25 protein-coding genes and 1 pseudogene are annotated in these 23,248 nt (G+C 38.0%); 4 read left to right on the top strand and 22 right to left on the bottom strand.

The genetic code is table 11. The annotated features are described in order from the left end of the window. Positions 1-45 precede the first annotated feature (45 nt). The gene (locus QNH17_RS12035; RefSeq protein ID WP_098575382.1) at positions 46-285 is read right to left on the bottom strand and encodes a glutaredoxin family protein; all 240 of its coding nucleotides are present in this window, start codon (positions 283-285) and stop codon (positions 46-48) included. 475 nt (positions 286-760) lie between these two features. Between QNH17_RS12035 and QNH17_RS12030 the strand changes: the two genes are divergently transcribed. The 3 genes from QNH17_RS12030 (at position 761) to QNH17_RS12020 (ending at position 3,357) form a co-directional block, all read left to right on the top strand. Next, positions 761-1,531 carry a spermidine synthase gene (locus QNH17_RS12030; RefSeq protein WP_283878897.1) on the top strand — a complete coding sequence of 257 codons (771 nt, stop codon included), beginning with the start codon at positions 761-763 and terminating at the stop codon, positions 1,529-1,531. A gap of 185 nt (positions 1,532-1,716) precedes the next feature. Then, a complete protein-coding gene (locus QNH17_RS12025; RefSeq protein ID WP_283878896.1) occupies positions 1,717-1,872 on the top strand; it encodes a hypothetical protein in 156 nt (51 codons plus the stop codon). Between the two features lie 234 nt (positions 1,873-2,106). Further along, positions 2,107-3,357: a ring-infected erythrocyte surface antigen domain-containing protein gene (locus QNH17_RS12020; RefSeq protein ID WP_283878895.1), complete on the top strand. Its 1,251-nt coding sequence runs from the start codon at positions 2,107-2,109 to the stop codon at positions 3,355-3,357. 331 nt (positions 3,358-3,688) lie between these two features. On the opposite strand, the pseudogene QNH17_RS12015 reads toward QNH17_RS12020, so the two are convergent. The 14 genes and pseudogenes from QNH17_RS12015 to QNH17_RS11950 all read right to left on the bottom strand — a co-directional run. Then, positions 3,689-3,976, bottom strand: a pseudogene (locus QNH17_RS12015) (gas vesicle protein); the annotation flags it as partial. A gap of 27 nt (positions 3,977-4,003) precedes the next feature. Next, positions 4,004-4,267 (bottom strand): gas vesicle protein K, encoded by a 264-nt coding sequence (locus tag QNH17_RS12010; protein ID WP_283878894.1) that lies wholly within the window; start codon positions 4,265-4,267, stop codon positions 4,004-4,006. Next, entirely contained in the window at positions 4,239-4,478 is a 240-nt protein-coding gene (locus QNH17_RS12005) for a gas vesicle protein (RefSeq protein ID WP_283878893.1), read from the bottom strand. The genes QNH17_RS12010 and QNH17_RS12005 overlap by 29 nt, the downstream gene beginning before the upstream one ends. Beyond that, complete coding sequence (locus tag QNH17_RS12000; RefSeq protein ID WP_283878892.1) at positions 4,478-5,308, bottom strand: GvpL/GvpF family gas vesicle protein; 831 nt, start codon at positions 5,306-5,308, stop codon at positions 4,478-4,480. Before QNH17_RS12000 ends, QNH17_RS12005 begins: the two co-directional genes overlap by 1 nt. A 19-nt stretch (positions 5,309-5,327) precedes the next feature. Next, a complete protein-coding gene (locus QNH17_RS11995; protein ID WP_283878891.1) occupies positions 5,328-5,570 on the bottom strand; it encodes a gas vesicle protein GvpG in 243 nt (80 codons plus the stop codon). Next, entirely contained in the window at positions 5,567-6,325 is a 759-nt protein-coding gene (locus QNH17_RS11990) for a GvpL/GvpF family gas vesicle protein (protein ID WP_283878890.1), read from the bottom strand. Before QNH17_RS11990 ends, QNH17_RS11995 begins: the two co-directional genes overlap by 4 nt. Next, positions 6,322-7,212, bottom strand: a complete 891-nt coding sequence (gvpN, locus tag QNH17_RS11985) for a gas vesicle protein GvpN (protein ID WP_283878889.1) — start codon at positions 7,210-7,212, stop codon at positions 6,322-6,324. The genes QNH17_RS11990 and gvpN overlap by 4 nt, the downstream gene beginning before the upstream one ends. A gap of 85 nt (positions 7,213-7,297) precedes the next feature. Beyond that, positions 7,298-7,549 carry a gas vesicle protein GvpJ gene (gene gvpJ, locus QNH17_RS11980; protein WP_283878888.1) on the bottom strand — a complete coding sequence of 84 codons (252 nt, stop codon included), beginning with the start codon at positions 7,547-7,549 and terminating at the stop codon, positions 7,298-7,300. A 288-nt stretch (positions 7,550-7,837) separates the two neighbouring features. Further along, positions 7,838-8,833, bottom strand: coding sequence for an agmatinase family protein (locus QNH17_RS11975; protein ID WP_283878887.1), 996 nt, complete (start codon positions 8,831-8,833; stop codon positions 7,838-7,840). Next, positions 8,811-10,103, bottom strand: coding sequence for an imidazolonepropionase (hutI, locus tag QNH17_RS11970; RefSeq protein ID WP_283878886.1), 1,293 nt, complete (start codon positions 10,101-10,103; stop codon positions 8,811-8,813). The genes QNH17_RS11975 and hutI overlap by 23 nt, the downstream gene beginning before the upstream one ends. Before the next feature lie 21 nt (positions 10,104-10,124). Then, entirely contained in the window at positions 10,125-11,798 is a 1,674-nt protein-coding gene (gene hutU, locus QNH17_RS11965) for a urocanate hydratase (RefSeq protein ID WP_283878885.1), read from the bottom strand. Between the two features lie 564 nt (positions 11,799-12,362). After that, a complete protein-coding gene (locus QNH17_RS11960; protein WP_283878884.1) occupies positions 12,363-13,856 on the bottom strand; it encodes a helix-turn-helix domain-containing protein in 1,494 nt (497 codons plus the stop codon). 75 nt (positions 13,857-13,931) lie between these two features. Next, complete coding sequence (locus QNH17_RS11955) at positions 13,932-14,336, bottom strand: hypothetical protein (protein ID WP_283878883.1); 405 nt, start codon at positions 14,334-14,336, stop codon at positions 13,932-13,934. 150 nt (positions 14,337-14,486) lie between these two features. Next, complete coding sequence (locus tag QNH17_RS11950) at positions 14,487-15,068, bottom strand: TerD family protein (protein ID WP_283878882.1); 582 nt, start codon at positions 15,066-15,068, stop codon at positions 14,487-14,489. Between the two features lie 236 nt (positions 15,069-15,304). On the opposite strand from QNH17_RS11950, the gene QNH17_RS11945 reads away from it, so the two are divergent. After that, the gene (locus tag QNH17_RS11945; protein ID WP_026567028.1) at positions 15,305-15,679 is read left to right on the top strand and encodes a nucleotide excision repair endonuclease; all 375 of its coding nucleotides are present in this window, start codon (positions 15,305-15,307) and stop codon (positions 15,677-15,679) included. 41 nt (positions 15,680-15,720) lie between these two features. Here the strand turns inward: QNH17_RS11945 and QNH17_RS11940 are convergent, their stop codons facing one another. The 7 genes from QNH17_RS11940 to QNH17_RS11910 all read right to left on the bottom strand — a co-directional run bounded on the left by QNH17_RS11940 (position 15,721) and on the right by QNH17_RS11910 (position 23,160). Next, positions 15,721-16,752, bottom strand: a complete 1,032-nt coding sequence (locus QNH17_RS11940) for an ATP-grasp domain-containing protein (protein WP_283878881.1) — start codon at positions 16,750-16,752, stop codon at positions 15,721-15,723. Between the two features lie 190 nt (positions 16,753-16,942). Further along, a complete protein-coding gene (locus QNH17_RS11935; protein WP_283878880.1) occupies positions 16,943-17,440 on the bottom strand; it encodes a flavodoxin domain-containing protein in 498 nt (165 codons plus the stop codon). A gap of 187 nt (positions 17,441-17,627) precedes the next feature. Continuing rightward, positions 17,628-18,359 (bottom strand): response regulator, encoded by a 732-nt coding sequence (locus tag QNH17_RS11930; RefSeq protein ID WP_283878879.1) that lies wholly within the window; start codon positions 18,357-18,359, stop codon positions 17,628-17,630. Next, a complete protein-coding gene (locus QNH17_RS11925; protein WP_283878878.1) occupies positions 18,322-19,947 on the bottom strand; it encodes an ATP-binding protein in 1,626 nt (541 codons plus the stop codon). Before QNH17_RS11925 ends, QNH17_RS11930 begins: the two co-directional genes overlap by 38 nt. Positions 19,948-20,028: 81 nt before the next feature. Continuing rightward, complete coding sequence (locus QNH17_RS11920) at positions 20,029-21,555, bottom strand: tripartite tricarboxylate transporter permease (protein WP_283878877.1); 1,527 nt, start codon at positions 21,553-21,555, stop codon at positions 20,029-20,031. A gap of 51 nt (positions 21,556-21,606) precedes the next feature. After that, positions 21,607-22,062 (bottom strand): tripartite tricarboxylate transporter TctB family protein, encoded by a 456-nt coding sequence (locus QNH17_RS11915; protein WP_283878876.1) that lies wholly within the window; start codon positions 22,060-22,062, stop codon positions 21,607-21,609. Positions 22,063-22,131: 69 nt separating this feature from the next. After that, entirely contained in the window at positions 22,132-23,160 is a 1,029-nt protein-coding gene (locus tag QNH17_RS11910; protein WP_283878875.1) for a Bug family tripartite tricarboxylate transporter substrate binding protein, read from the bottom strand. Between the last annotated feature and the right edge of the window lie 88 nt (positions 23,161-23,248).

Below are 23,248 nucleotides of genomic sequence, written 5' to 3'. Positions count from 1 at the left end.
CAATACCCTGATTTTTGGTGCATTACCGAATACTCTAGGACCTTCTTAACTTTTTGCCAGTTCCATTAACTCTTTCAGTTCATTGGTAAATCCTTTGACGGCGCGATTTTCAACGACTGTCACTGGAACACCAAGAAAACCGTATTTCTCTACTTCCTTTTGGTATTCTGGATTGACGGATAAATCTCTAGTTTCGAAAGGAATTCCTTCCTCGCTAAGGACTTTTTTTACCATCGTGCACTCGATGCAGTCTTTGGTTGTATAGACGATTACCTGCTTGTTCAATTTTTTTGTTCCCCTTTTGTTTTATTTTTCGGTAGACTCTTTTCTAAAAAAATGCTCGACCTCAGTTATTAATGACACCAAATAAAATTTTTTCTTGGCTTCTCATAATCATACTCCATTTTAAGTACAACTGATAATAATGTGTTCAGCCTTATCCTAATTATATTTTCAATTTTCCGACAATATAACTCGATAATTGTCTGTTTATGCGCTTTCCCAAGGAATATTTTAAGTTTATTTCCTTAATGACGGGTCGCCAACGCCTAATTTATTAAGGTTTTTTAGACTATTAAATTATGAAGGTTTTGGGAAATTTAAATTTCCCTTTTTCGACTTTTTATCCTTTTCACACATGAAATATTCAAAATATCCCATTTTATTTCCTCACAATAAATTGCAGTCCTATGCTTTTTATTCACTCAACTATCCGTCCAGATGAATACTCTGGAGTAAACAAATTAATGGAGGTGAAGTTTTGAATAAATTTAATAGAAATGAAGATTTTTTTGAAAGATTTATTTCCCTTAACGGTTCAATATTAGTTTATAAGACTTCTAGTTCTTATCAAAATATTTACGTTACGGAGCGGAGTAAATACGAAGGAACGCAAGGAAAATTTCGAATGCTTCAATTCTCTTTCGATGGTATCCAGGGTGTAATAAATTTGGAACAGCCGCAAGCACTAGCTGCATCATACAGTCGAATCACAGTGGATCTAATTAATCACTATGCATCTGATTTTAACAAAGGATTTATTATTGGTCACGGGATTGGAACCGTCAGCTCATATTATTCCCATAAACATATGGTAACTGCAGAGATTGACCCGATAGTTGTGGAAGTATCAAAGACGTTTTTTGGACATACAGGAAAGAACGTGTTTGTCGGTGATGGACAAGCGCTCTTAAATAATCAGGAGCCTCATTCTCAGGATTTGATTTTTTTGGATGCGTACAGTAACAGTGAACTCCCATCTCACTTAACAACAAAAGAGTTTTTTACTCTTACCAATGAAAAGTTGTCAGACCCAGGAATTTTAATCATAAATTACATTGGGATGATAAAAAATGATAAATTCTTGCATACGTTACACGCGAGGATATCAGAAATCTTTCCTTATCTAAAGGTGTTTGCTACAAATTCTAAGAAAAAAACGAAACAAAATCTATTTTTAGTGGCAAGCCGTCAATTTCTGGAAGACTATTCACCTCAAGAAGCAACTCCTATCCAGATTATCGGTATATAATCTAATAACTATTGTATTAAGGATCTTCCTAGCAAAGCCTAGGAGGGTCTTTAATATACGTACTTGAGTAGCCCTTTTTTTTTTTTTCTAGATATTCGTTTATGCTTGTCCATTATTCTTACATACTATATTTATTGTAAGAGGCCTCTTATATAACACAGTATATTAAAAAGGGGGGAAATTAAATGACTCTTGAACCTAGTCTGTTAGAATGCTTAGGAGCAGTTCTTGCAATTATTTTAGGTGCTGTTATCCTACTTGTTCTTAATTTACTTGGAGTACCTGAAGATACTAAAGAAGCTTTTGCAGATGCAATTTGTGAAGCTGCTCAAAATTGTTAATTCTGACGATTAACAATTAAAAAATCCCTAACAGGTGATCAAAAACTCTAGAAGATTATTCTCAATAATCTTTTAGGGTTTTTTCTTTCATACGAATGATTGTTTTCTAAAAACAAAATAAGGGTTATTTCCCTTCTATGATGATATTGACACACTCATTTTCTGTTAATAAACATAGGATATTAGGAAATGTCTGAATTAATTATCATTTAAAAATAAAAAGGTGGTTTAATTATGGATGAACACATTAAGGAAAATAATGTACAGAATACTGGGATCAAAGTAGACAAGGACACTTTACAAAACATTGCCAATAATTTACTTAAAAGTCAAAGTTCGCTTGAATTGGGGTCATTAATGCAACTGGCAACCACTTTTCTAAAAAATGATTCGCTCATGAAATCCGTTTTGGATTTAAGTAAAAAAAAGCAAAACCGTTCCCAACATGAGTCAAAAACTTCTGCAAATCAGGAGAAACTAGCTAATGATATTAGCGTACAGAATACTGGGAACAACGTAGACAAGTCTTCGCTTGATATTAATTCTATGATGCCTTTGGCAACCACTCTTCTAAAAAACGATTCGCTCATGAATTCCGTCACAGAAATGATTAAAAATAAGCAAAACCCTTCGCTTTCTGAGTCAAAAAGTACAAAAAAACTGGAGAAAGTTGCTAATAATATTAGCTTACAGAATACTGGGAACAACGTAGACAAGTCTTCGCTTGATTTTAATTCTATGATGCAGTTGGCAACTACTCTTTTAAAAAACGATTCACTCATGAATTCTGTCACGGAAATGAGTAAAAATAAGCAAAACCCTTCGCTTCCTGAGTCAATAATTACTAAAAAACGTAAGAAAGTCAAGGATTATAATAGCGTAAATAATTCGGGTAAAAAAGTAGACAAGGATTCGCTTGATTTAAATTCTCTGATGCACCTGGCAACCAGTCTAACGAAAAATGAGTCGTTAATGGAATCTGTTACAGAACCTAGTAATAAAAATCTAAACCGTACACTCCCAGAATCTAGGGTTTCTAAACAAGAAAATGTAGAACTGACGTCTTTGTTTAAAAAGATAGAAAATATCACTAAGGATCTTTCAGGATTAAGACAAGAACATTCAGAGCTGGCATCTTTGTCTCAAAAACTAGAAAATATCAATAAGGATATGTCAGAATTAAGACAAGAAAGTTCAGAGCTCGCATCTTTGTCTCAAAAACTAGAAAATATCAATAAGGATATGTCAGAATTAAGACAAGAAAATTCAGAGCTGGCATCTTTGTCTCAAAAACTAGAGAATATCACTAAGGATATTTCAGGATTAAGACAAGAAACTGCAGAGTTATCTTCTTTGTCTCAAAAACTAGAGAATTTCGCTAATGATCTCTCAGAATTGAAACAAGAACTAAAAGGCATAAAAGTACAAAATAGTAATCTTATTAATTTATTACTCCAAAATATAAAAAAGACCAAAAAAATATAGTCATATTGTAATTTTTTGCTTATCCCGATACTAACAATAAGAACCTTGAGAATATCAGGGTTTTTTTAATTAAGCCTATATTACAATAAAAAAAGAAAGTGTCCATTCCACTTTCCCCAAATGAAAAAACATTTAATTTTTATTCCAAATGTTTGTCAGGATTCTTGTTCTTATTTCCCAGGCCCTTTTTTCCATTTTTTGGACCAGTTTTTTTCACTTTTGTTATTTCTAATAGCTCATCAAGCTGTAGTGCTGCTTTTTCTTCAACGGGCTCGTGTAAAATATTTTCATCAATCGGCTTAAGTATTGTTCTTTCTTCAAGCGGGAGCGGCTTTGCCTCAACAAGCTGTTCAATGCGATTAATTCTTTCGAGTAATTGAGCATTCTCTTTTTCTGCTATTCTACCTCTAGAAGAATAGTATGGATCATGTTCCCACCAATCCATCCCTATTTCCCTGGCCTTGTCGACCGATGCGATTAGCAACCTTATTTTAATGGTTAACAAGTCGACATCCGCTAACGATATTTTAATATCACCTGCAATGACCACTCCTTTATCAAGGATTTTTTCTAATACTTCAAGCAAGTTTGATGATTGTGTAGGGTGATTTATTGGCATAATCTCTCTCCTATCTTACCTGCCGGTTTAGAGAAGTTTCCCAAGTGGCCCCAGTTCAATATTAAGGTCCTCTGCTTCTAAACCAAAAATGATTTTTAACTCTGCCATTTTTTCTTCCAGCCTCATTAACGTTAAACCTAATTCCTCTAATTGCTCATCGGTAAGAGAATCGCTTTCCACTCTTCGCATCGCCTGTCGTTCCATGAGTTGGCGAAGCAATTCGATAATGGTTAAAACTAACTTCGCTAATCCTTGCTCTACCTTACTCGAGTCTAGTGGCAAGCGTTCCATTTAAAATCGCCTCCCCAACATTTTTACGTTCATTGGTACCAAAAGCACTTTCAATCGAAGAAATCAATAATTTAAGATCTACTACAATTAAATCAATATTGGCAACAGAAATTAATATTTCTCCCGTCACGACTACACCCGTATCAATGATACCATCCAATAAATCCAATAATGTCATTTCTTTATTTTCATAGAGATGATGCTTTTCCATCACAAAATCTCCTTTGTCATTTTCGAAAAATGATATGGAGGCCAAGGTCCGGTTACTTGAATTGTACATCCCAAGGGTTCAAATATTTTTTCTATATCGGTGACTTTATGCATAAACGATTCTGAAACATTTTGATCAATGAGGAAATCACAATTAAAAATCATCTCATCCTTTCGTTCCGTGACTTCCTTTCCCCAATTTTGCCTGAGATTTATTTCTGAAACGACAGAAGTTAAGTCCTGTTTGATTTCATTCCACCATCGGGATTGCTCTACCTCCAATTCCGTCTTAATCAACTGTTCAAGCTTCTTTTTCATTAAAAATTGCTTTCCTTTTGGCATCGATGCTAATTGAGCCCTTAAATTTAATACTGCTTCATTATGTTGTAGAACGAAGGATAAGGCTTTTTCATTGTTACAAAACAGCTTCAAATTCCACTCCTGTTTATCCTTAAGGGTAAGTAGTTTTTGATAAATGACATCGTATTGATCGGTAAGTAAGCTTTCAAAATTGCTCTCATTTTGAAAAATAGTACAAAAAGACATGGGAAGGACGGTAAAATGCTGGTGAATAATAGAAATGACTTCATGGTGATGAAATGCTTTTTCCTTCAGCCAATCTGCATCTTTTAAATGAAGGTCAATTTGTTCTTGAGTAAAATCTTGGGCATTGACCGGGGTAATGAAAGCGGCTAAATTCTTAAAGATTTTCAAAGTCACCGTCTTTTGATCAATACCCATGATAGCAGGGACCTCTAATGATTGAAGTTCCTCTGCAAGAATGACCCCGTACATATATAAAAAGTCTGTTGTGGCCTTAGTTTGAGTCATACTGCCTCCTCCTTTAATACTACTCATTTAATAGCTCATTTTTTTCCCGTTCCTTGGCTATTTTATATCTATTTAGCAATTCCTCTTCTCTTTCAACGTAGGTTTCTTCATCAATTTCTTCCATTTCGTACATCATATGCAATTCTACAAGCTGCTGTTGGATATACGGTATATTGTATAGTTCCTGATCCGCCTCTTCCTGAATTTTTTCCCCGATTTTGATTAAGGTACGGATTGGCAATGAAAATAATTTAAATATCATTTGTTTTCTTCAATCCTTAAACGAATATTGACAAAGTTATATGCTGGCCATGGTCCCGAGTACTTAAACTCGGCCTTTTCCTTCCATAATTCATAGAGGTCATTAACTTTTTGGTCGAAGGCTTCTTCTTTTTTTCGATCTACTAAGAATGCAGCATTCAAAAGTACTTTTCCCGGTATGGTATTATTTTGTTTTCCCGCCTCAGCAATCTCTAATAAGGGATCATAAAGCTCCTCAGCCACTGCTTCTTCTAGCCGCAAAACAAAGTTTTTGGCATATTCTCCTAAATGTATTTGTTCATAGAAATTAGCAGGATCGGAGATATCCATCTTATTGTTTTTCCACTCTCTTAGTGCTGGATCATTATTTATTTCCTGTTCCATCCAATCCTTTTTGGCGATGACCTTCAAGCCTACCTCAATTTTATTTTCTAAAAGTAAAAATAATTTTTCCAAATCGTCGTTTAGGTGTTTAGCTATGAGAAGAACATCTTCCTCTGAATTAAATACATTCCCAAAGCTTATTGGGATAATACTATAATGCCTCATAACTTCAGAGATTGTTTGCTGGTGGGCAAATAAGTTGTTGCGGACGGGCATGACTTCATCAACAACCTTTGCAACTACCATTGCTACATTCTGGTGATGAAGTGTATAAACCTCATTTTCCTGTCCGTTTAAAAACACTTTTCCAAATTGCTGTGGTTCCTTTTCTCGAATCGCACAAAAAACATACACCCCACTTTGTATACTCATTTAGTCCCTTCCCTTCTCTTCATTTCTTTTAAAATAAGATCCTGAATCGCATCACGTGTCATATCCGGGAAAATTTGTTTCACTGGTCTTGTTAACACATCCAGACAAAGTGTTTGATAGTTTTTATCCTCCTGAATAATGGGTATATTCGTTTTTTTCGCAATGGATGCAATCATCAATGAAGCTCGTAAACTTGGACAAAATCCTTTTCCATAGCTTCTTAATTTAGAAACAAGTTGCACTATTCTCTCCGCTTCCTGATCGTTAATTTCTGTTTTTTGCTTAAGAATTTCGATTTCTGTTTCTTTGTCACAGCCTTCCAAACTGATCGTAATCAATCGGTCCAACAGTGCATCTTGTGTATGAAATGTTCCTGCATATTCATCAGGATTACTTGTAAAAATAATAGAAAAGTCAGGATGACATTTTATGAAGGATTCCTTCCCCTTCCCATAAATAGGAAGAATTCTTTCCTCCAATAGTGCTAAAAATATATTATTCGTCTCTGGGCGAGAACGTGAAAACTCATCGTAAATAACCACATGTCCATTTTTTACACCGTCAATAAGCTGGCCAGTGGACCATATTGGTTTAAATTCTTTTTCAGTCTTATAGACTGAGTGAATAAAGTTGTCTATCACCTCTTTTTTAACCATGCCATAGTGATAGCCCAACAGTTCTTTGTTCGATAATTCTTCGTGTCCACGGATAATTGTAACTGGCCTGTTAAATTGTTTGGCAATATATATGGCTAAACTAGTCTTTCCAATACCTGATGGACCAACGAAATGTACTGGAAATCCAGCTTTCATATATTTAAGGGTTTTTGAAATAATCTTTTCAAAAAAAGCAGTATTTACAAAGACTTCTTTCTTTGACTGACTCATCAATATCATTCCTTCTATTCACTAAATTTTTTAAACAAAGGAACCAAGGCGTTTACTGCCTTGGCTCCCCCCTGCACAAATTATTTTAAAGTGTTTCCCCTAGTATGATTTCTTCCCCTTGATCGAGATTATGATGTTTGTCAAGAAGGCCTACTTTTTCGGCATAATATAACCATTTGTCAATACCAGCTATAACAATACGAGCATCAATTGCAATTAATTCAATCCCAACTAAACTAATACGAGCATATATATCAATAACCAAACCTTTATCCAAGATACGATCAATGATATCGGCTAAACTTGAAGAGTCCACACTCTTTTGGATTGCAGCCATGTTCAATCCCCTCCTTCCATGAGCAGTAACTAAGGGGATACTTTAATTAGATTATTCTCCCTTTGATACCTAGGTGCGAATCACCCCATTTAATTACGGCCAAAATCTTCGTAGAAAACGAATTACAATAGTATATGATTGAAACATAATCTTGGAATGGACAGGTATAATAAGAGATTTTCATATCAATTAACTTTTTGATAGAGATCAAAACAAAAAGAGCCAACGTCCACTAATGATGGACATTGGCTCTAAATTGTCTTTTTGTGGTGTCTGACACCAAAGTTTTTATCGTAGTGCTACCCCAGTTAAAAAGGTTAGAAATACGTGTGTCCCGAGTTTGACTGTTGGCTGGACGTTGGTGTCTTTTAGGGGATCAAGGCAGACGATGTCCATGGCTTTGACTTTTGGATGCTTAGCTGCGGTTAATACCCCATCTAGTAGTTCCGCCGTTGTCATGCCTCCCGGCGTTGAGGCTGGTACTCCTGGCGCATAGGCAATATCTAGAACATCCATATCGACTGTTAAATAAATCGTATCTACCTTTCCAGCCAACTCCTCTAAACATGCCGAAACCGTTTCTTCAATTCCTTTTTTTCTTGTTTCACGAAGAGTGAAATAGTTGACGCCTTTTTCATCAGCATACCTCTTCAAATCTTTTGTGTTAAAAAAACCATGGAGGCCGATATTGTACATATTGCTGCCCTCAACTACTCCGCTCTCAATTAAGTTCCGCATGGGAGTCCCATTGGACGGACCGTTATCGGTCATATCTCGTAAATCAAAGTGGGTATCAAACTGGAGAATGCCAATTTTCTCCGCCGGTTTCGCTTGATGCAAACCTTTGACCATCATTGCTGTAATCGAATGATCACCGCCAATTGCACAGACTTTGGAAGTTCCAAAATGCTGATGGAGAGCAAAAGATGCAGCGATGATATTGTCATGGCAGCGCCTAATATCAGTAACATGCATGGGCACATCACCAACATCTATTGCCGTCAATTCCGACAAATCAATATCCTCGTCAAGATTATAGGTAGTAAACCCCTTCCACACGCGTCGGAACGCCTCAGGAAATTCTGAGGCACCTGACGCGCTAATGGATGATCGAGACAGCGGAACTCCAACAACAACAAAGTCTGCCTCCTTGCTTTTTTCAGGATCAGACTCAGCCGTTAGTGGCTGGATCCATTCATGCACCTTTGCAATCTCGGTCCCTTCATCTGGTCTTACCCATGTAAAACTAGGAGGATTTAACTTAGGATAGAGAAAACTCTTCAACTAACTGACCTCCCCTGACAACCACCTGACCATTTTTCACAACCGTATCGGTATGGTTCACGCCATAAGAGTATTGCAGTTTCATATAATTCCCGACGTTAAAAATCGTGATATCTGCTTTTTTCCCCACTTCTAAACTGCCAATTTCTTTGCCGCGATTAATGGCATGGGCAGCATTAATTGTCGTTGCAGTAATGACTTCGGCAGGTGTCATCCCCATTTTTAAACAGCCTAAATTCATAATGAATGGCAGGGATACAGTAGGTGATGAACCAGGATTACAATCTGTCGACAGTGCCACTGGTACACCCAAATCTACCATTTTGCGCCCATTTGCCGACTCCGCCATTAAAAAGTAAGCTGTCCCCGGGAGTAACACACCGACAACCCCTTTTTCAGCCATCGCTTTCATACCTTTTTCCGATGCCTTTAATAAGTGGTCAGCCGAAATGGCCCCTACCTCGGCTGCCAGTTCTGCTCCTTCATATGGCTCTATTTCATCAGCATGAATTTTCGGAATCAAACCATAGCGCCGACCCGCTTCAAGAATTTGCCTGGATTGTTCCGGAGTAAACACACCATGTTCACAGAAAACATCATTAAATTCCGCAAGTTCTAGTTCCGCAACCTTTGGAATCATTTCTTCTATCAACCGGCGGACAAACTCATCTGGATTTTGTTTGTACTCCTTCGGAACAGCATGAGCTCCCATGAACGTTGAAACCACATCAATCACATGCTTGTCGTTAAGCTGTTTAGCTACTTCCAGCTGCTTTAATTCGGTTTCCCATTCCATTCCGTAGCCACTTTTCGCTTCCACCGTTGTGACGCCGTGGCGCAGGAATTGATTTAAACGCTCAAAGCTTTCCTGAAAAAGCTCTTCATGTGTCGCGGACTGTGTCCGTCTTGTCGTTGCATAGATCCCGCCGCCACTATTCATAATTTCCATATAAGTGGCACCTTGTAGACGCATGTTAAACTCATTTTCCCTGCTGCCTGCAAAAACAATATGTGTATGTGGGTCAACAAGTCCTGGAGTTACGAGTTTACCACTCGCATCCACCACTTCTGCTTCACCCAAACGATCCGCATATTTTTGGGCAAGTTCCTCATCCGCCCCAACGGCTTGGATTACACCTTCTTCAATCCAAACACTGCCATTCTCAATAATACCAAGCTCAGACATTTCCCCCTTTACACGGGGAGCCTCGGAACTCCCCTGTAATGTAACGAGTTGAGAGGCCTTTCTGATAAAAATTGGTGTACTCATTAATCTTCCATCCCCTCAGTCTTAGTCTTGTTGTAGCATAGGCATTTTGATGCCCTTTTCTTTTGCTGTCTTAATTGCAATCTCATAACCCGCATCAGCATGACGGACCACACCCATCCCAGGGTCCGTTGTTAATACACGTTCTAACCGTACTTCCGCATCCTTCGTCCCATCAGCTACAATTACCATCCCGGAATGCTGTGAATACCCCATGCCAACGCCCCCGCCATGGTGTAACGAAACCCAGCTTGCGCCGCCAACAGCATTGATCATCGCATTTAAAATCGGCCAGTCGGAAACTGCATCACTTCCGTCTCTCATCGCTTCTGTTTCACGATTTGGTGATGCTACAGAACCAGCATCTAAGTGATCACGACCAATAACGATTGGTGCCGATACTTCTCCCGAAGCAACCATATCATTGATAATTTTACCAAAACGAGCACGATCACCATATCCAAGCCAGCAAATTCGAGCAGGAAGACCTTGGAAGCTTATTTTTTCTTGGGCCATTTTTACCCATTTGCATAAATGTTCATCATCTCTGAACTCACGAAGCAATGCTTCATCAATTTTGCGGATATCCTCAGGATCACCTGAAAGTGCTGCCCAGCGGAAAGGACCTTTTCCTTCGCAGAATAATGGACGGATATACGCTGGTACGAAACCAGGGAAATCAAATGCATCTTCCACTCCCTCATCCTTCGCTACTTGACGAATGTTGTTACCATAATCAAAGGTAACCGCACCTTTTTGTTGCATCGTCAGCATTGCCTTCACATGCAGTGCCATGCTTTGCTTTGAAAGTTCTACATACTTAGTTGGATCTTCTTTTCGTAATGCGGCCGCTTCTTCCAATGTAAAACCAACTGGAACATAACCATTTAATGGGTCGTGTGCAGAAGTTTGATCGGTTAATACATCTGGATTAAAGCCTTTTTCAATCATCAATGGCAAAATTTCTGCGGCATTTCCTAATAATCCAATCGATAATGCCTTTCCAGCTACTTTTGCCTCGTGAGCTAATCTCAATGCTTCATCTAAATCCTTAGTTTTCACATCAAGATAAGCGGTTTCAATACGACGGTCAATTCTGGTCTCATCGACATCAATCGCTAAACACACTCCATCGTTCATCGTTACCGCCAACGGCTGAGCACCACCCATTCCGCCAAGTCCAGCAGTGAGTGTAATCGTGTGTTTTAATGTACCACCGTAGGCTTGACGCGCAAGCTCGGCAAACGTTTCATAGGTTCCTTGGACAATTCCCTGGCTGCCGATATAGATCCAGCTGCCCGCTGTCATTTGACCGTACATCATTAGACCTTTTTTATCTAACTCGTGGAAGTGCTCCCAATTTGCCCAAGCTGGAACTAGATTGGAGTTAGCAAGAAGCACGCGCGGAGCATCCTTATGGGATTTCCATACAGCCACTGGCTTACCCGATTGAATCAATAAGGTTTCGTCATTCTCCAATTCTAACAATGTTTTCACAATCGCATCATAGGACTCCCAATTCCGAGCAGCCTTACCTATTCCGCCATAAACAACTAGATCCTCTGGTCTTTCTGCCACTTCTTGATCCAGGTTGTTCATCAACATCCTAAGTGCAGCCTCCTGAATCCAGCCTTTCGCATGTAATTCCGTTCCTTTATAATTTTTTATCACTCTTGATTTCGCCGTGTTTGTTTCCATCCATTCCACTCCCTTTATTTATTAATATATATATATTATAAAAATAAAATCTTCTAAAAAATACGAGAGGAACATTAGATATAAGATAATATTTATAGGAGTAACTAGAATTTATTTAGATAGTTTGTTTATGTAACCAATAATATTTCTATTAATCTATAATATTTTTAGGGTCTTGTGTTTAAAAAAGACCTAGTCATATTGATGACCGGTCCACTTCTAGACTTAATTTATCGTGCTTTACAAGAAAATGTACAATTTCTTATCTTTGGAGTGCAGCTTGGGCTCTATGTTCATCCTCTTCTTTAACAAAAATATCGTATTGAGTAAAATCTTTAAACCTAGCATCACTACGCAAATTCACCGGAGTGTTTGTTTTGAATTTTATCCTGCAGCATTTAACTTAGCTGCGATCATAAAATAGTTATCTGACCCAAACGCCGTATAAAACAATTTCCATTTCCGATTGAAATAAAATTTAAGGAATGAAAAAACAAGGAATACCATAACCAAAAATGCGATAACCGTCTTCATATCCCCACTTCTCTCAAATTAATTTAAAAATCAACCATCCTCGTCCACTTTATTTAATCGAAATTCTCTAGGCGACTTACCCATTAATTCCTTAAACATCCGACTGAAATAATTGGCATTTTGATAGCCCACCAAGATCGAAATTTCTTTGATCGGTTTATTGGTTTCAATCAGCAACCTTTTCGCTTCCTTCATTCGAGACGCTGTTAATAATTCCGTAAAGCTGGAACCTATTTTCGTAATCAACAAATGGCTTAAATATGAGGGGTTTCGGTCCACATATGCTGCCACATCCTCCAGCCTGAGCATGCTGTTTGAAAAATTAGCCTCCATAAAGGATATGCCGCGTTCAATCGGATCTTGTATTTGATTTCTATCCCTGCTCTCAGTTCCCAAAAACAATTTTTGAATAAATAAAATGAGATTTTGAACCGTACGATAAAGGACACGATCATACAAAATCGAATTGAAAATATAGCGGTATTCCTGTTCATAGCTTTGATTCTCGTCTAAATGATACGTCTTCATATATCTTCTAACTTGTGCCAGGATACTCGTTAGTCTAATTCGGACCAATCCTGGGTCAGGAAAAGGATCGTTCAATTGCAAAAATTCATCATACAGCCAAATTTTTATTTTCTCCAAATCAACGTTTGTCAACATGTCAACCCAGGTTCGTTGTTCAGGCGGAGCTAAAAAAGGATCAATATGGACCCATTCAGTTGAGTGGTTAAATTCAACAACTTGGCGGTACCCTTTATAATAGGTCAATTCTAACATTTTCCTCGTTTGCAGATATTTTTGATTCAAAGTAACGGATGATGAATTTCCTTTATGAACTACGACCGCTAGCGGCTCAGAAAATTCCTCCTCCCACTTTCTCATCGCTTTTTGGCATTGTTCCGTGATAGTATGACTCGTTTCTGAAAACAAAACAACGACCATGTCGTCTAATGCAAAAATACCGTGGACATCTTTGAAAGGATATTCTGACAAGAATGAATGCAAAGTCCTGATGGCAGTGATACTCTCCGTTTGAAAAGCAGCTACATGGTAAATATCTGCACCTGGAGCTTGCGATAGTAATAACGCTTCATAGGATATATCTTTATAGGTATTCGCATGGTGAATTCCAACCGCTTGACTTTTTGTCCCAAGTTTACGTGAGGCTTTTTGAAAGGCGGTTTTCACCTTCGTTGCCGAAAAAGGTTTAATCATTAAATCTAATGCTTGCATATCGATGGCCAGCCGTGCTTTTTCGAAGGTTCCTTCTGCGGATGTTAATAATAAAATGGGGTCATAAATCTGCATCAGGTCACGAAAGGTGGACCAATCTTCCTTTGTGATCATATCTAGTTCTATTAAGACAACATCAGGCTTCTCCTGTTCAAACCATACAACGAATTCCTGGTAATGGGAAGCTGACAATATAGTGGTAACGGGGATGGAGGAGGTCTTCAATAACCATTTTAATCCCTCACGTTCGTTCAAATCGCGATCGGCAATCAGCCACTTTCCTTCCATCCTAATGTCCCTCTTTCATTTGTAGACTTTTGATTAGGTAAGCCATTTTCATGGCAATTTGGTAAAAAATGTTTATTAGTGTTGTTGTTCCCTATTATATCGATTAGAAATGATAACCCCGAAAACTAATCCAATTATTATGGCCATTAAATGTGTGGCTCCTGTTGATAAAGACAAAAAATTAATTGTCATACTGTAACTCTTATTAACTAGACTTAATAGGATTCTTTCAAGAAAAGTTTGGTAAATCATAAGATACGGTAGTATTACCAATGGAATAGCAAGCCATTTGTGACCTATTATGTATTTCGTTAAAAGTAAATAAATGAAGGCAAACAGGAAAGCAAATCCATAAACGAACCAATTCAAATATTGGAGGATCGGGCTAGGCCGATCAAAAATAGCTACTACATTAAGATATACGATCCAAAAAATCGCAATAATAATAGAAAGAATCTGTGTTTTCAGTAAAAATTTCATTGTCATAACATCCTCAAATCAAATAATTTATATCTAACATAACCCAAATATCTCCTTACCACAAATAAATACTTCAAGGCACTTCCAATAAACAAAAAAAGGACAGAAACAGTTTCTCACGACTGTATTGTCCTTTTGATATTACTATTTTTAGCCCACGTTTAGGCCGAAGTCTGTTGCGATACGAGCTAGGCCGCCTTGGTAGCCTGAACCAACCGCTGAGAATTTCCACTCGCCATTGTGTCGGTATAACTCACCAACGATGATTGCTGTTTCGATTGAAAAATCCTCACCTAAATCATAACGAATGATTTCTTGATTCGTATCTTCATTAACGATACGGCAGAATGCATTGGAAACCTGTCCAAAATTTTGACCACGGGATTCAGCTTCATGAATAGTGATAACAAACGAAATTCTTTCAATTTGAGCAGGGACCGCGCTGAGATTCACTTTTACTTGCTCATCGTCTCCGTCCCCTTCGCCTGTACGGTTATCACCAGTATGTACGACCGAGCCATTTCCACCTTCAAGTTGGTTATAGAAAACAAAATCTTTTTCAGAAGTAACTTTTCCATTAGCACCTAATAAGAAAATACTTGCATCTAAATCGAAATCGTTTCCACCGTCATAACGATTCGTATCCCAACCAAGACCAACAACGACTTTTGTTAAACCAGGGTTTGTTTTTGTTAAATCAATCTTCTGCCCTTTAGACAATGAAATACCCATAGAAACACCCTTTCAAATTTAATAAAATAATTAATTCACAGTACTTCCTTTAGTTTACAAAAATAAGGAATATTTTTCTACTTTTATTTAACCTCTCCTTATAAAATCTAAGATCTACTGGTTTTGTGTCCTGATTTATGGTTAAAATAACTATTATTGAATAGTTGTGCTATAATGAACCGTTAGCAAAACGGGTAACCCGTTTATTTTAAGCAAGGCAAGGAGCGATTTTCTACATGATTAAAATTGAAATCCCTAATCCTGATATAGTGATTACGAAAAAAAACCAAGTGGGAGAAAAAGTGGAGGCGCCGCTAAGCAGCGTTTATGGTTTTACAGATTACAATAAAATCCCAAGAGACAAAGGCGGGATTATCCTTTTTTCAAACGCAAATGATGAATTACTATTTGTCGGTAAAGCTAGGAAATTACGTCCTCGCGTAAAAAGACATTTCGAAGATTCTGTCTCACCAATCAAATTACACCGTGATGAAGTCTATAAAATTGCGGTATGTGTTGTGGAAGACCCGATGGAAAGAGAAATTTACGAAACCTACCTCATCAATACCTTACATGCAAAATACAATATTGATAAAGTGTTCTACAAATAGTGGGAAGAGCAGGTTCGAAAACGAAACCTGCTCTTTCTTTATTAACTTATGTCACCATATTTAAGAATCATTTCTTTTTCAATATGACTTGCCCGAATTCCAAACTTTGGTTTCACCAATTGCACTTTTTCACCGAGTAAAATTTTCAGAGCAAGATACGGGATGTTGATCCCAGATAAGCAGCTAAAATGCATGCCCCCGCTCATACGCGGATTGACTTCCAACAGCTTGGGTTCACCATTGCTGTTGTATTTTACCTGGATATTAAACACATATGGCAACCTAAATTCTTGATGAAATTCGTGAGCCAATTTTATGAGTTCAACCTGCTCCACAAGCTCTCTAACTCTGCCATCCCCCTTCATCCGAGGTATGGCGGCATACAGTTTATCCTGTGAGGATAAGCAATCAATACTATATTCTCTGCCTTCTAAAAATTCCAACACCATTAAGTCAGGGAATGTTTCTTGCTGACCTAAAATTTCGCAGGCATAGTTGTATGGAATTCTATAACTTGTTCCATGATTGAAAAGCTGGGTTATCGAATCAATTTGGTCTTTAATGACCCTAAATCCGTTGGCGCCTTCACCAATCACTGGTTTAAAACACACAGTATGTCCTTTTTCCTTTAGTTGTTTATACGCTAATTTAAACGCTTCGAGATTATTGACGACATGATAGTCAGGGATTAAAGAATTTGCCGGCCCACCTAAAAACATTCGATACGTCTCAGCTTTATTATCCATGGTCTCCATGAGGTTAGCATCCGGGCAAACCAGCACCTTTACTCCCAACTTCTCAAATTGATGCAGTCGTTTAGAAATGAGGACATTTTCTTTCCGCGGGATAAAAATATTAATCCCGTGTTTCTGACAAAATTCAAGACAAAAAGCAATATAATCCTCACCAGATATATCCGGCTCGACGAAAGCAAAATCACAATTTTGTAAATACAGGGCATCCTTGTTCGGACTGGTGCCATAAATAATAAATTTTCGCTTATCTTCGTTATCCCGAATCATGTCGATGAAATGGGAAACGGTTGTAAACCATCTGTTAAACCAAATCTTCATAAAAATCCTCTTCCTTGTTGTAATAAGACCTCACTCATTATTGTCCTTCTCGACATTTTTTATAAGCAAAATTTGACAAAAATTTCACTTTCTAATCCAACTTATCGAAAATACCCCTTAAATTCCTTATTAACACAAAAAAACGTTCTGCATCTGCAGAAACGTTCAATTAAAAATGGATATACATCGATTAATGTACTAGGGTTTGGATATTATTTAATTTTGAAGCAAATTCCTTAATCGCTTCATAATCTAAATTTAATTGGTCTCTCGTTGCACCGCTTACCTTTTTTACAATTTGTTTTTCAATGAAGTTCATTTCCGACATAAGAAATTCTCCGCCAAATAACCCCATTGCTGCAGAATTTTTTCGTAATTCTTGCGGAAAGGCATGGTTAAATTGCTCAATCGCTGTCTCGCCATCATGCATACAGCAAAGGAAAAGTCCTACTTCTTTTTCTAACAGAGTATCATAATTGTGAGTAATAAACTTTTTGATTTTCCTTTGAATGTTTCCAGCATGAATCGAGCCACCAATTATGATGGTATCGAAATTGCGAAGATCAAACTTCACCTTCTCTCGTTTCAAATCAACCGTCTGAACCTCTCCTTTAAGAATTTCACTTAAAAACCTTACTGCTTTCTCTGTCGTCCCATGGGATGAGCAATAAACAATTAGACATTGCATGTCCTTCCCTCCTTCATCTTGCATGACAAAAAACGCTATGAAGATTCACTTCCATTATATAACTAAATAAGACCCATCTTCGTTATAATATTAGCAATATTAGTACAATTAAAAAATTTATGGCTTACCGAGAAAATTTCCAATACTCTTTTACATAAAGAAGAAGGCTCCATTTGAGCCTTCTTCTTTATGTGTAGTTACGCTGTTTGATTGGCCCTTTAACCAAATAGACACGTTCTGGGCGCCCGACCGTTCCGTAAGCTAAATCCGCATCAATTTTTTCCTCTGACATGAGATGCTCAAGATACCTTCTAGCTGTCGTTCTGCTTACACCTATTTCTTTCGCAACTATCTCTGCCGTTAAGCCATCAGCAACATTCGACAGAACCTCGAGGACCTTTTCCAGCGTCAACGGGTCAATTCCCTTTGGCAGATAAGGTTTTTCGCTTTTGGATCCTTCTATTTCTTTTCGCAGCAGCTTGTCCACCTGTTGTTGTGTGACATGGAGATTTTCATTTTTCAATTCTACTAACTTTGTATGATATTCCTGATACCTCAGCAACGATTGTTTAAACCTTTCAAACACTACAGGTTTAATAATATAATCAAACACACCAATACTGATTGCCTCTTGCACTTTATGAATCTCTTTTGTTGCGGTAATCATGATCACGTCCATTTGCTTCCTTTGCTGCTTTGTTTCTTTAAGCAAATCAAGTCCATTCATGTCCGGAAAATAGACATCTAACAAGAGTAGGTCTGGCTGTAATAAATCAATATACGTTTTTGCCTCTAAATAACTTGCCGCAATTCCTACTGTTTGGAATCCAGGAATCTGTTCAATAAACCGCTTTTGAATTTCTGCAATCCTTAAATCATCCTCAACTATTAACACTTCTATATTGGGTTTCAGATTCATTTAAACACCCCCTGTGTTTTGGAATCACAACTGTGAAAATTGTCCCTTCCCCTTCATTCGAGGAAAAAGTTATATATCCCCCTAAGCCTGCGATTGCTTCTTTTACAAGGCTTAAGCCGATCCCGGAATTGCTTTGACGGTTTTTTGTAGAAAAGCCATTTTGGAAAATTTGTTCACTGATGCTGTTATTTATGCCTTTCCCGTTATCTTCAATTTCGATGATCAGATCTTTTCCTAAGTCGGTAAGAAACAGAGAAACTCTTTTTTCTACCTTCCCATTTTCTCTCACAGCATCAAAAGCATTGTTAACAAGGTTCCCGATAATCGTCACTAATGTATCCCTGTTGATTTCTACTGGCAAATCTCTAAAACTACTTTCACGATCGATTGTCAAATAAATTTTTAATTCACTAGCTAAACTGACTTTTCCTAAAATAAATCCTGCAATGATTGGATCGGGAATTTCCTTCATTAAGAAACTAATAAATCCTTGTGCAACATCCACTTCCCTTGAAATGAATTCAATGGCTTCCTTATAGGAGCCAAGCTGGATCAAACCAAGAAGTGTGTAAAGCCTGTTGGAATACTCATGTGTCTGAGCCCGCAGGCCTTCAGCATAAGCTTTGACATGGGATAATTCCTGAATCAGATTGGATAACTCTGACTTGTTTCTGAAACTAGCAACAGCTCCAATTACTTCGTCTTTTTTATTAAAAATCGGGATACGATTCACCAAAAAAATCTCACCGAAAATCGTAAATTCCCGATCATATTCGGCAAGGCCTGTCCGAACCACTTCATAAAGAGACGTATTTTCAATGACATCATCAATCTTCTTTCCACGAAGGAGAACGTCGCTCGGCACATTGAGAATTTTATGTGCAGTTTCATTGACGACTGTTATTCGTCCATTTGTATCGATGGCGATAATTCCCTCATGGATCGATTCTAATATGGCATGCTTTTCCTGGTACATCCAAGCGATTTCTCTCGGTTCAAGGCCAAAAATGGCTCTTTTAATATTTAAAGAGATTAATAAAGCCGCTAGTAATCCTCCAAGTAAAATAATCATGGTAGTGATAAAAATTTTCCGTCGAACCTTCGCTACTTCTTTTTCAATATCCGTTTGAAGATAGCCTACTGAAACGACACCAATTACTTTGCCGTCACTAAAAATAGGCGCTTTCCCTCTTAAGGATGGACCAAGAGTTCCGATCGACTCAGAGATAACTGATTCTCCCTTAAAGACTCGCTGATTATCTCCACCCACCATTTTTTGTCCTAAACGGGTAGGATCGGGATGAGAATAGCGAATCTCCTGGCGATTACCGATAACAATAAATTCCGCACCAACCTGTTTGCGAATTTTTTCGGCGATTGGTTGAATAATGACAGAGGGGTTTTTATTAGAAAAAGCTTTTTGTATCTCTGGCATATTTGAAATGGACTGTGCCACAGATAAAGCTTTCGTTCCTTTTTCATGCTTAAGATTGGATTCCATAATATTTTTAAAAGTTAGTTCGAAAATCCCGCCAATGAAGATAATTACTATAAAAATGCCTACCATTAATTTCGTATGTAATCGCATACATGCACCTCTACTTCTATCATATAGAAAAAAACTCCTTAAAAAAAGGAGTTTTTTGCAATAATCAGAACTTTTTGAATGTCAAGCTTCCTCGTTTATGACAACATTCTTTCCTCTCATCTTCATTACTACCGGGATAGCCAGCCAAAGAACCGTCATAATTAAGAATCCTAATGAAATCGGACGAGTGAAAAATGGTCCAAAATCTCCATTGAAAATCGTTAAGGCTCTACGCAGATTGTTCTCAACCATTGGCCCCAAAACAAGTCCTAACACTAACGGGGCAATCGGATAATCATGTTTGTTTAAAAAATAGCCAATGACACCGCAGGCTAATAATAGTAAAAGGTCATTTATTGAGACTTGCACCGCATAAACACCAAAAATAGAGATGGCAATAATAATAGGAATTAAATATCGCTTTGGTGTCTGAATAATTTTAGCAAACACCTTAACAAGCGGAAGGTTAAGAATGAGCAGCATGATATTTCCAATAAACATACTTGCAATCAACCCCCATGCTACTTGGGGATGATCTTCAAATAATAACGGACCTGGCTGAACATTATACATCATCAGTGCCCCCATTAGAATGGCGGTTGTACCAGAGCCTGGAATTCCTAATGTTAATAATGGGATCATTGCTCCGCCAGAGGCCGCATTGTTAGCCGATTCTGGCGCTGCCACACCAGCAATGGCACCCTTTCCAAATTTAGATGGGTCTTTAGCGATCTTCTTTTCTAATATGTAGGAAAAAAAGGATGCTAGAGTCGCCCCCGCTCCGGGTAAAATCCCGATAAAGAATCCTAATAAAGAGCCCCTGACGATTGGTGCAGCTGATTCTTTCAACTCTTCTTTTGAGGGGATTAAATTATTAATCTTTGCCATTTGTGTATCTTCTTCTTCTTTTTCTAAGATCGTTTTAAAAACCTCACCTAGGGCAAATAAACCTACCGCAATCGTCAAGAATTCAATTCCTTGGTACAACCAAGGCAAATCAAAAGTAAAACGGCCGATCCCAGAAACATTATCAATTCCAATCGTTGCAAGCAGCAAGCCACATACGGTCATAATTAATGCTTTCGTAACGGACTTTCCTGCCAACCCACTAACAGCTCCAAGTCCTAAGAGCATAAGCGAGAAATATTCAGCGGGTCCAAATTTAAGGGCAAGATTTGACAATGGTTTCGCCAAAACTATTAGGGCAATTAATGTCACGATTCCCGCCACAAACGACCCAATCGCAGCAATGGACAAAGCACTCCCTGCCCTCCCTTTCTTAGCCATTTGGTAACCATCTAATGTAGTCACGACGGACGATGACTCTCCAGGAGTATTTAATAGAATAGAAGTAGTCGATCCTCCATACATAGCTCCGTAGTAAACACCAGCAAGGAGAATAATAGCACTCGTGGCCGCTTGCTCAGGAGGTAGACCTCCCGTAATGGAAGCAGTAACAGGAATAAGCAAGGCAACACCGCTCATCGGGCCAATCCCTGGTAACACACCAACAGCTGTCCCAATTAATACCCCAACAAAAGCAAAAATCAAATTATACCAAATAAGTGCAGAACCAAATCCGTGCAACAAATAATCTAGAGTATTCATTCTATATCCCCCTTTCATCATACAAAATATGGTGCCAACACCATGATCTAATCAATTAAACCAAATGGGCCACCCTGGAAGTGTTCCTTTTAGTACTTCGACAAAAATGATATAGACAAAGGCAGAGAAACCTCCTGAGATGAGTAGTGAGGTAAGCCATTTTCCTCGTTCCATTGTTTGAAAGCAGACAAAAAGAAATAGAAAGGTTGTGATTACATAGCCAACGGATTCTAACGTCAAAATATAAACGAGAGTAGCTATAAAAATGATGATAAAAGGCTTGTACTGTAATTTTTCTTTTTCCTTCTCCTGCTTTTTTCCACTAAAGGTTTCATAAAATAAGCGAATACTTAAGATCACTAACAGACCCCCGAGAAAAAATGGAAAGATATCCGGACCAACTACACTCCCATAAGAGGAGCTGGCAATATTCCTGCTTCCGATAATAAATAAGGTTCCTACAGTTAGAAACAAAATAGCAGCAATGCGATCAAATTTAATGTCCATTTGAATCCCTCCAATCCGTTTACATTAAAAAATGAAAGGGAAGGAGAAAGTGCATCCTTCCCTCTTTAATTACTTCTGCATTCCCAATGCTTCTAATAATTGCTGTACTTGTGTTTCTTGGTCTTCTAAGAACTTTTTAAAATCTGCACCGTTTTTATATTCTAATTCCCAGCCTTGTGTTTCGACTTCCTTCTTCCATTCAGGTGATTGGACTAATTTATCAATCGTTTTTTCCCAATATGATTTTGCTTCCGCTGACATTTTTTCTGGTCCAAAAACTCCACGCCAAATCGTAAATTCTGCGTCAACACCTTGTTCCTTCGCAGTTGGAACATCCTTAAAATCGCCAGCTAAACGTTCGGATGAAGTAATTGCCAGCACGCGAACCTTACCCGCTTTAAGGAATTCTTTCACACTTGAAGCATCAGTTCCAATGACATCTGCGTTTCCGCCTAGTAATGCTGTAATGGCTTCTCCACCGCCATCATAGGAAACATATTTAATTTTAGTTGGGTCCACCCCGTATTTATAGGCTGGTAGAATTGAAACTAAATGGTCCATTGAGCCTGGTGCGGATCCTCCTGCAAATGTCAACTTTGCTGGATCCTTTTTAACCTCTTCCAAAACTGATTTTAGATCTTTAAATTTGGAATCAGTTTTAACAACAATCGCGCCATAGTCTTTCGTTAGCTGTGCTAATGGAGTGGTATTCTTATAACCGTAAGGGCTGTTTCCTTCTTTCTTTAAATTGTTGATAATAATTGGCGGTGAATTGACAAACAGCATGTCATTATTTTCTGCCTGCTGAGTGGCATATTCTGCCATAAATACAGCTCCACCACCGCCAGGCTTGTTCTCAACAGTTAATGGCTGTTTTACTAGCTTTGTTTCACTTAGTACTTTTGTGAATGAACGAGCGGTTAAATCCCAGCCTCCACCTGCTCCTGAAGGTGCGACAACGCTAATCGCTTTTGTTGGATAACCAGTTCCTGCCTCTTTTTTACCTGAGCTCGCTGTTTCTTTACTGCTGCAAGCCCCCAAACTTAATGCCAAGGCTCCTGCACACATGACTGCCGAAATTCTTTTAATCGAAAACATTTCATTTCCCCCTTTGTAAACGTTTTCTTAACGTTTTCTTAATTTTACAAAAATTATTAAAATTTCATAGATTATTCATTTAAACGGC

This window comes from Neobacillus sp. SuZ13 (assembly GCF_030123365.1).
Taxonomy (GTDB): Bacteria; Bacillota; Bacilli; order Bacillales; family Cytobacillaceae; genus Neobacillus.
The sequence above is the reverse complement of the archived record's forward strand: the minus strand, read 5'-3'. Positions and strand labels throughout refer to the sequence as shown.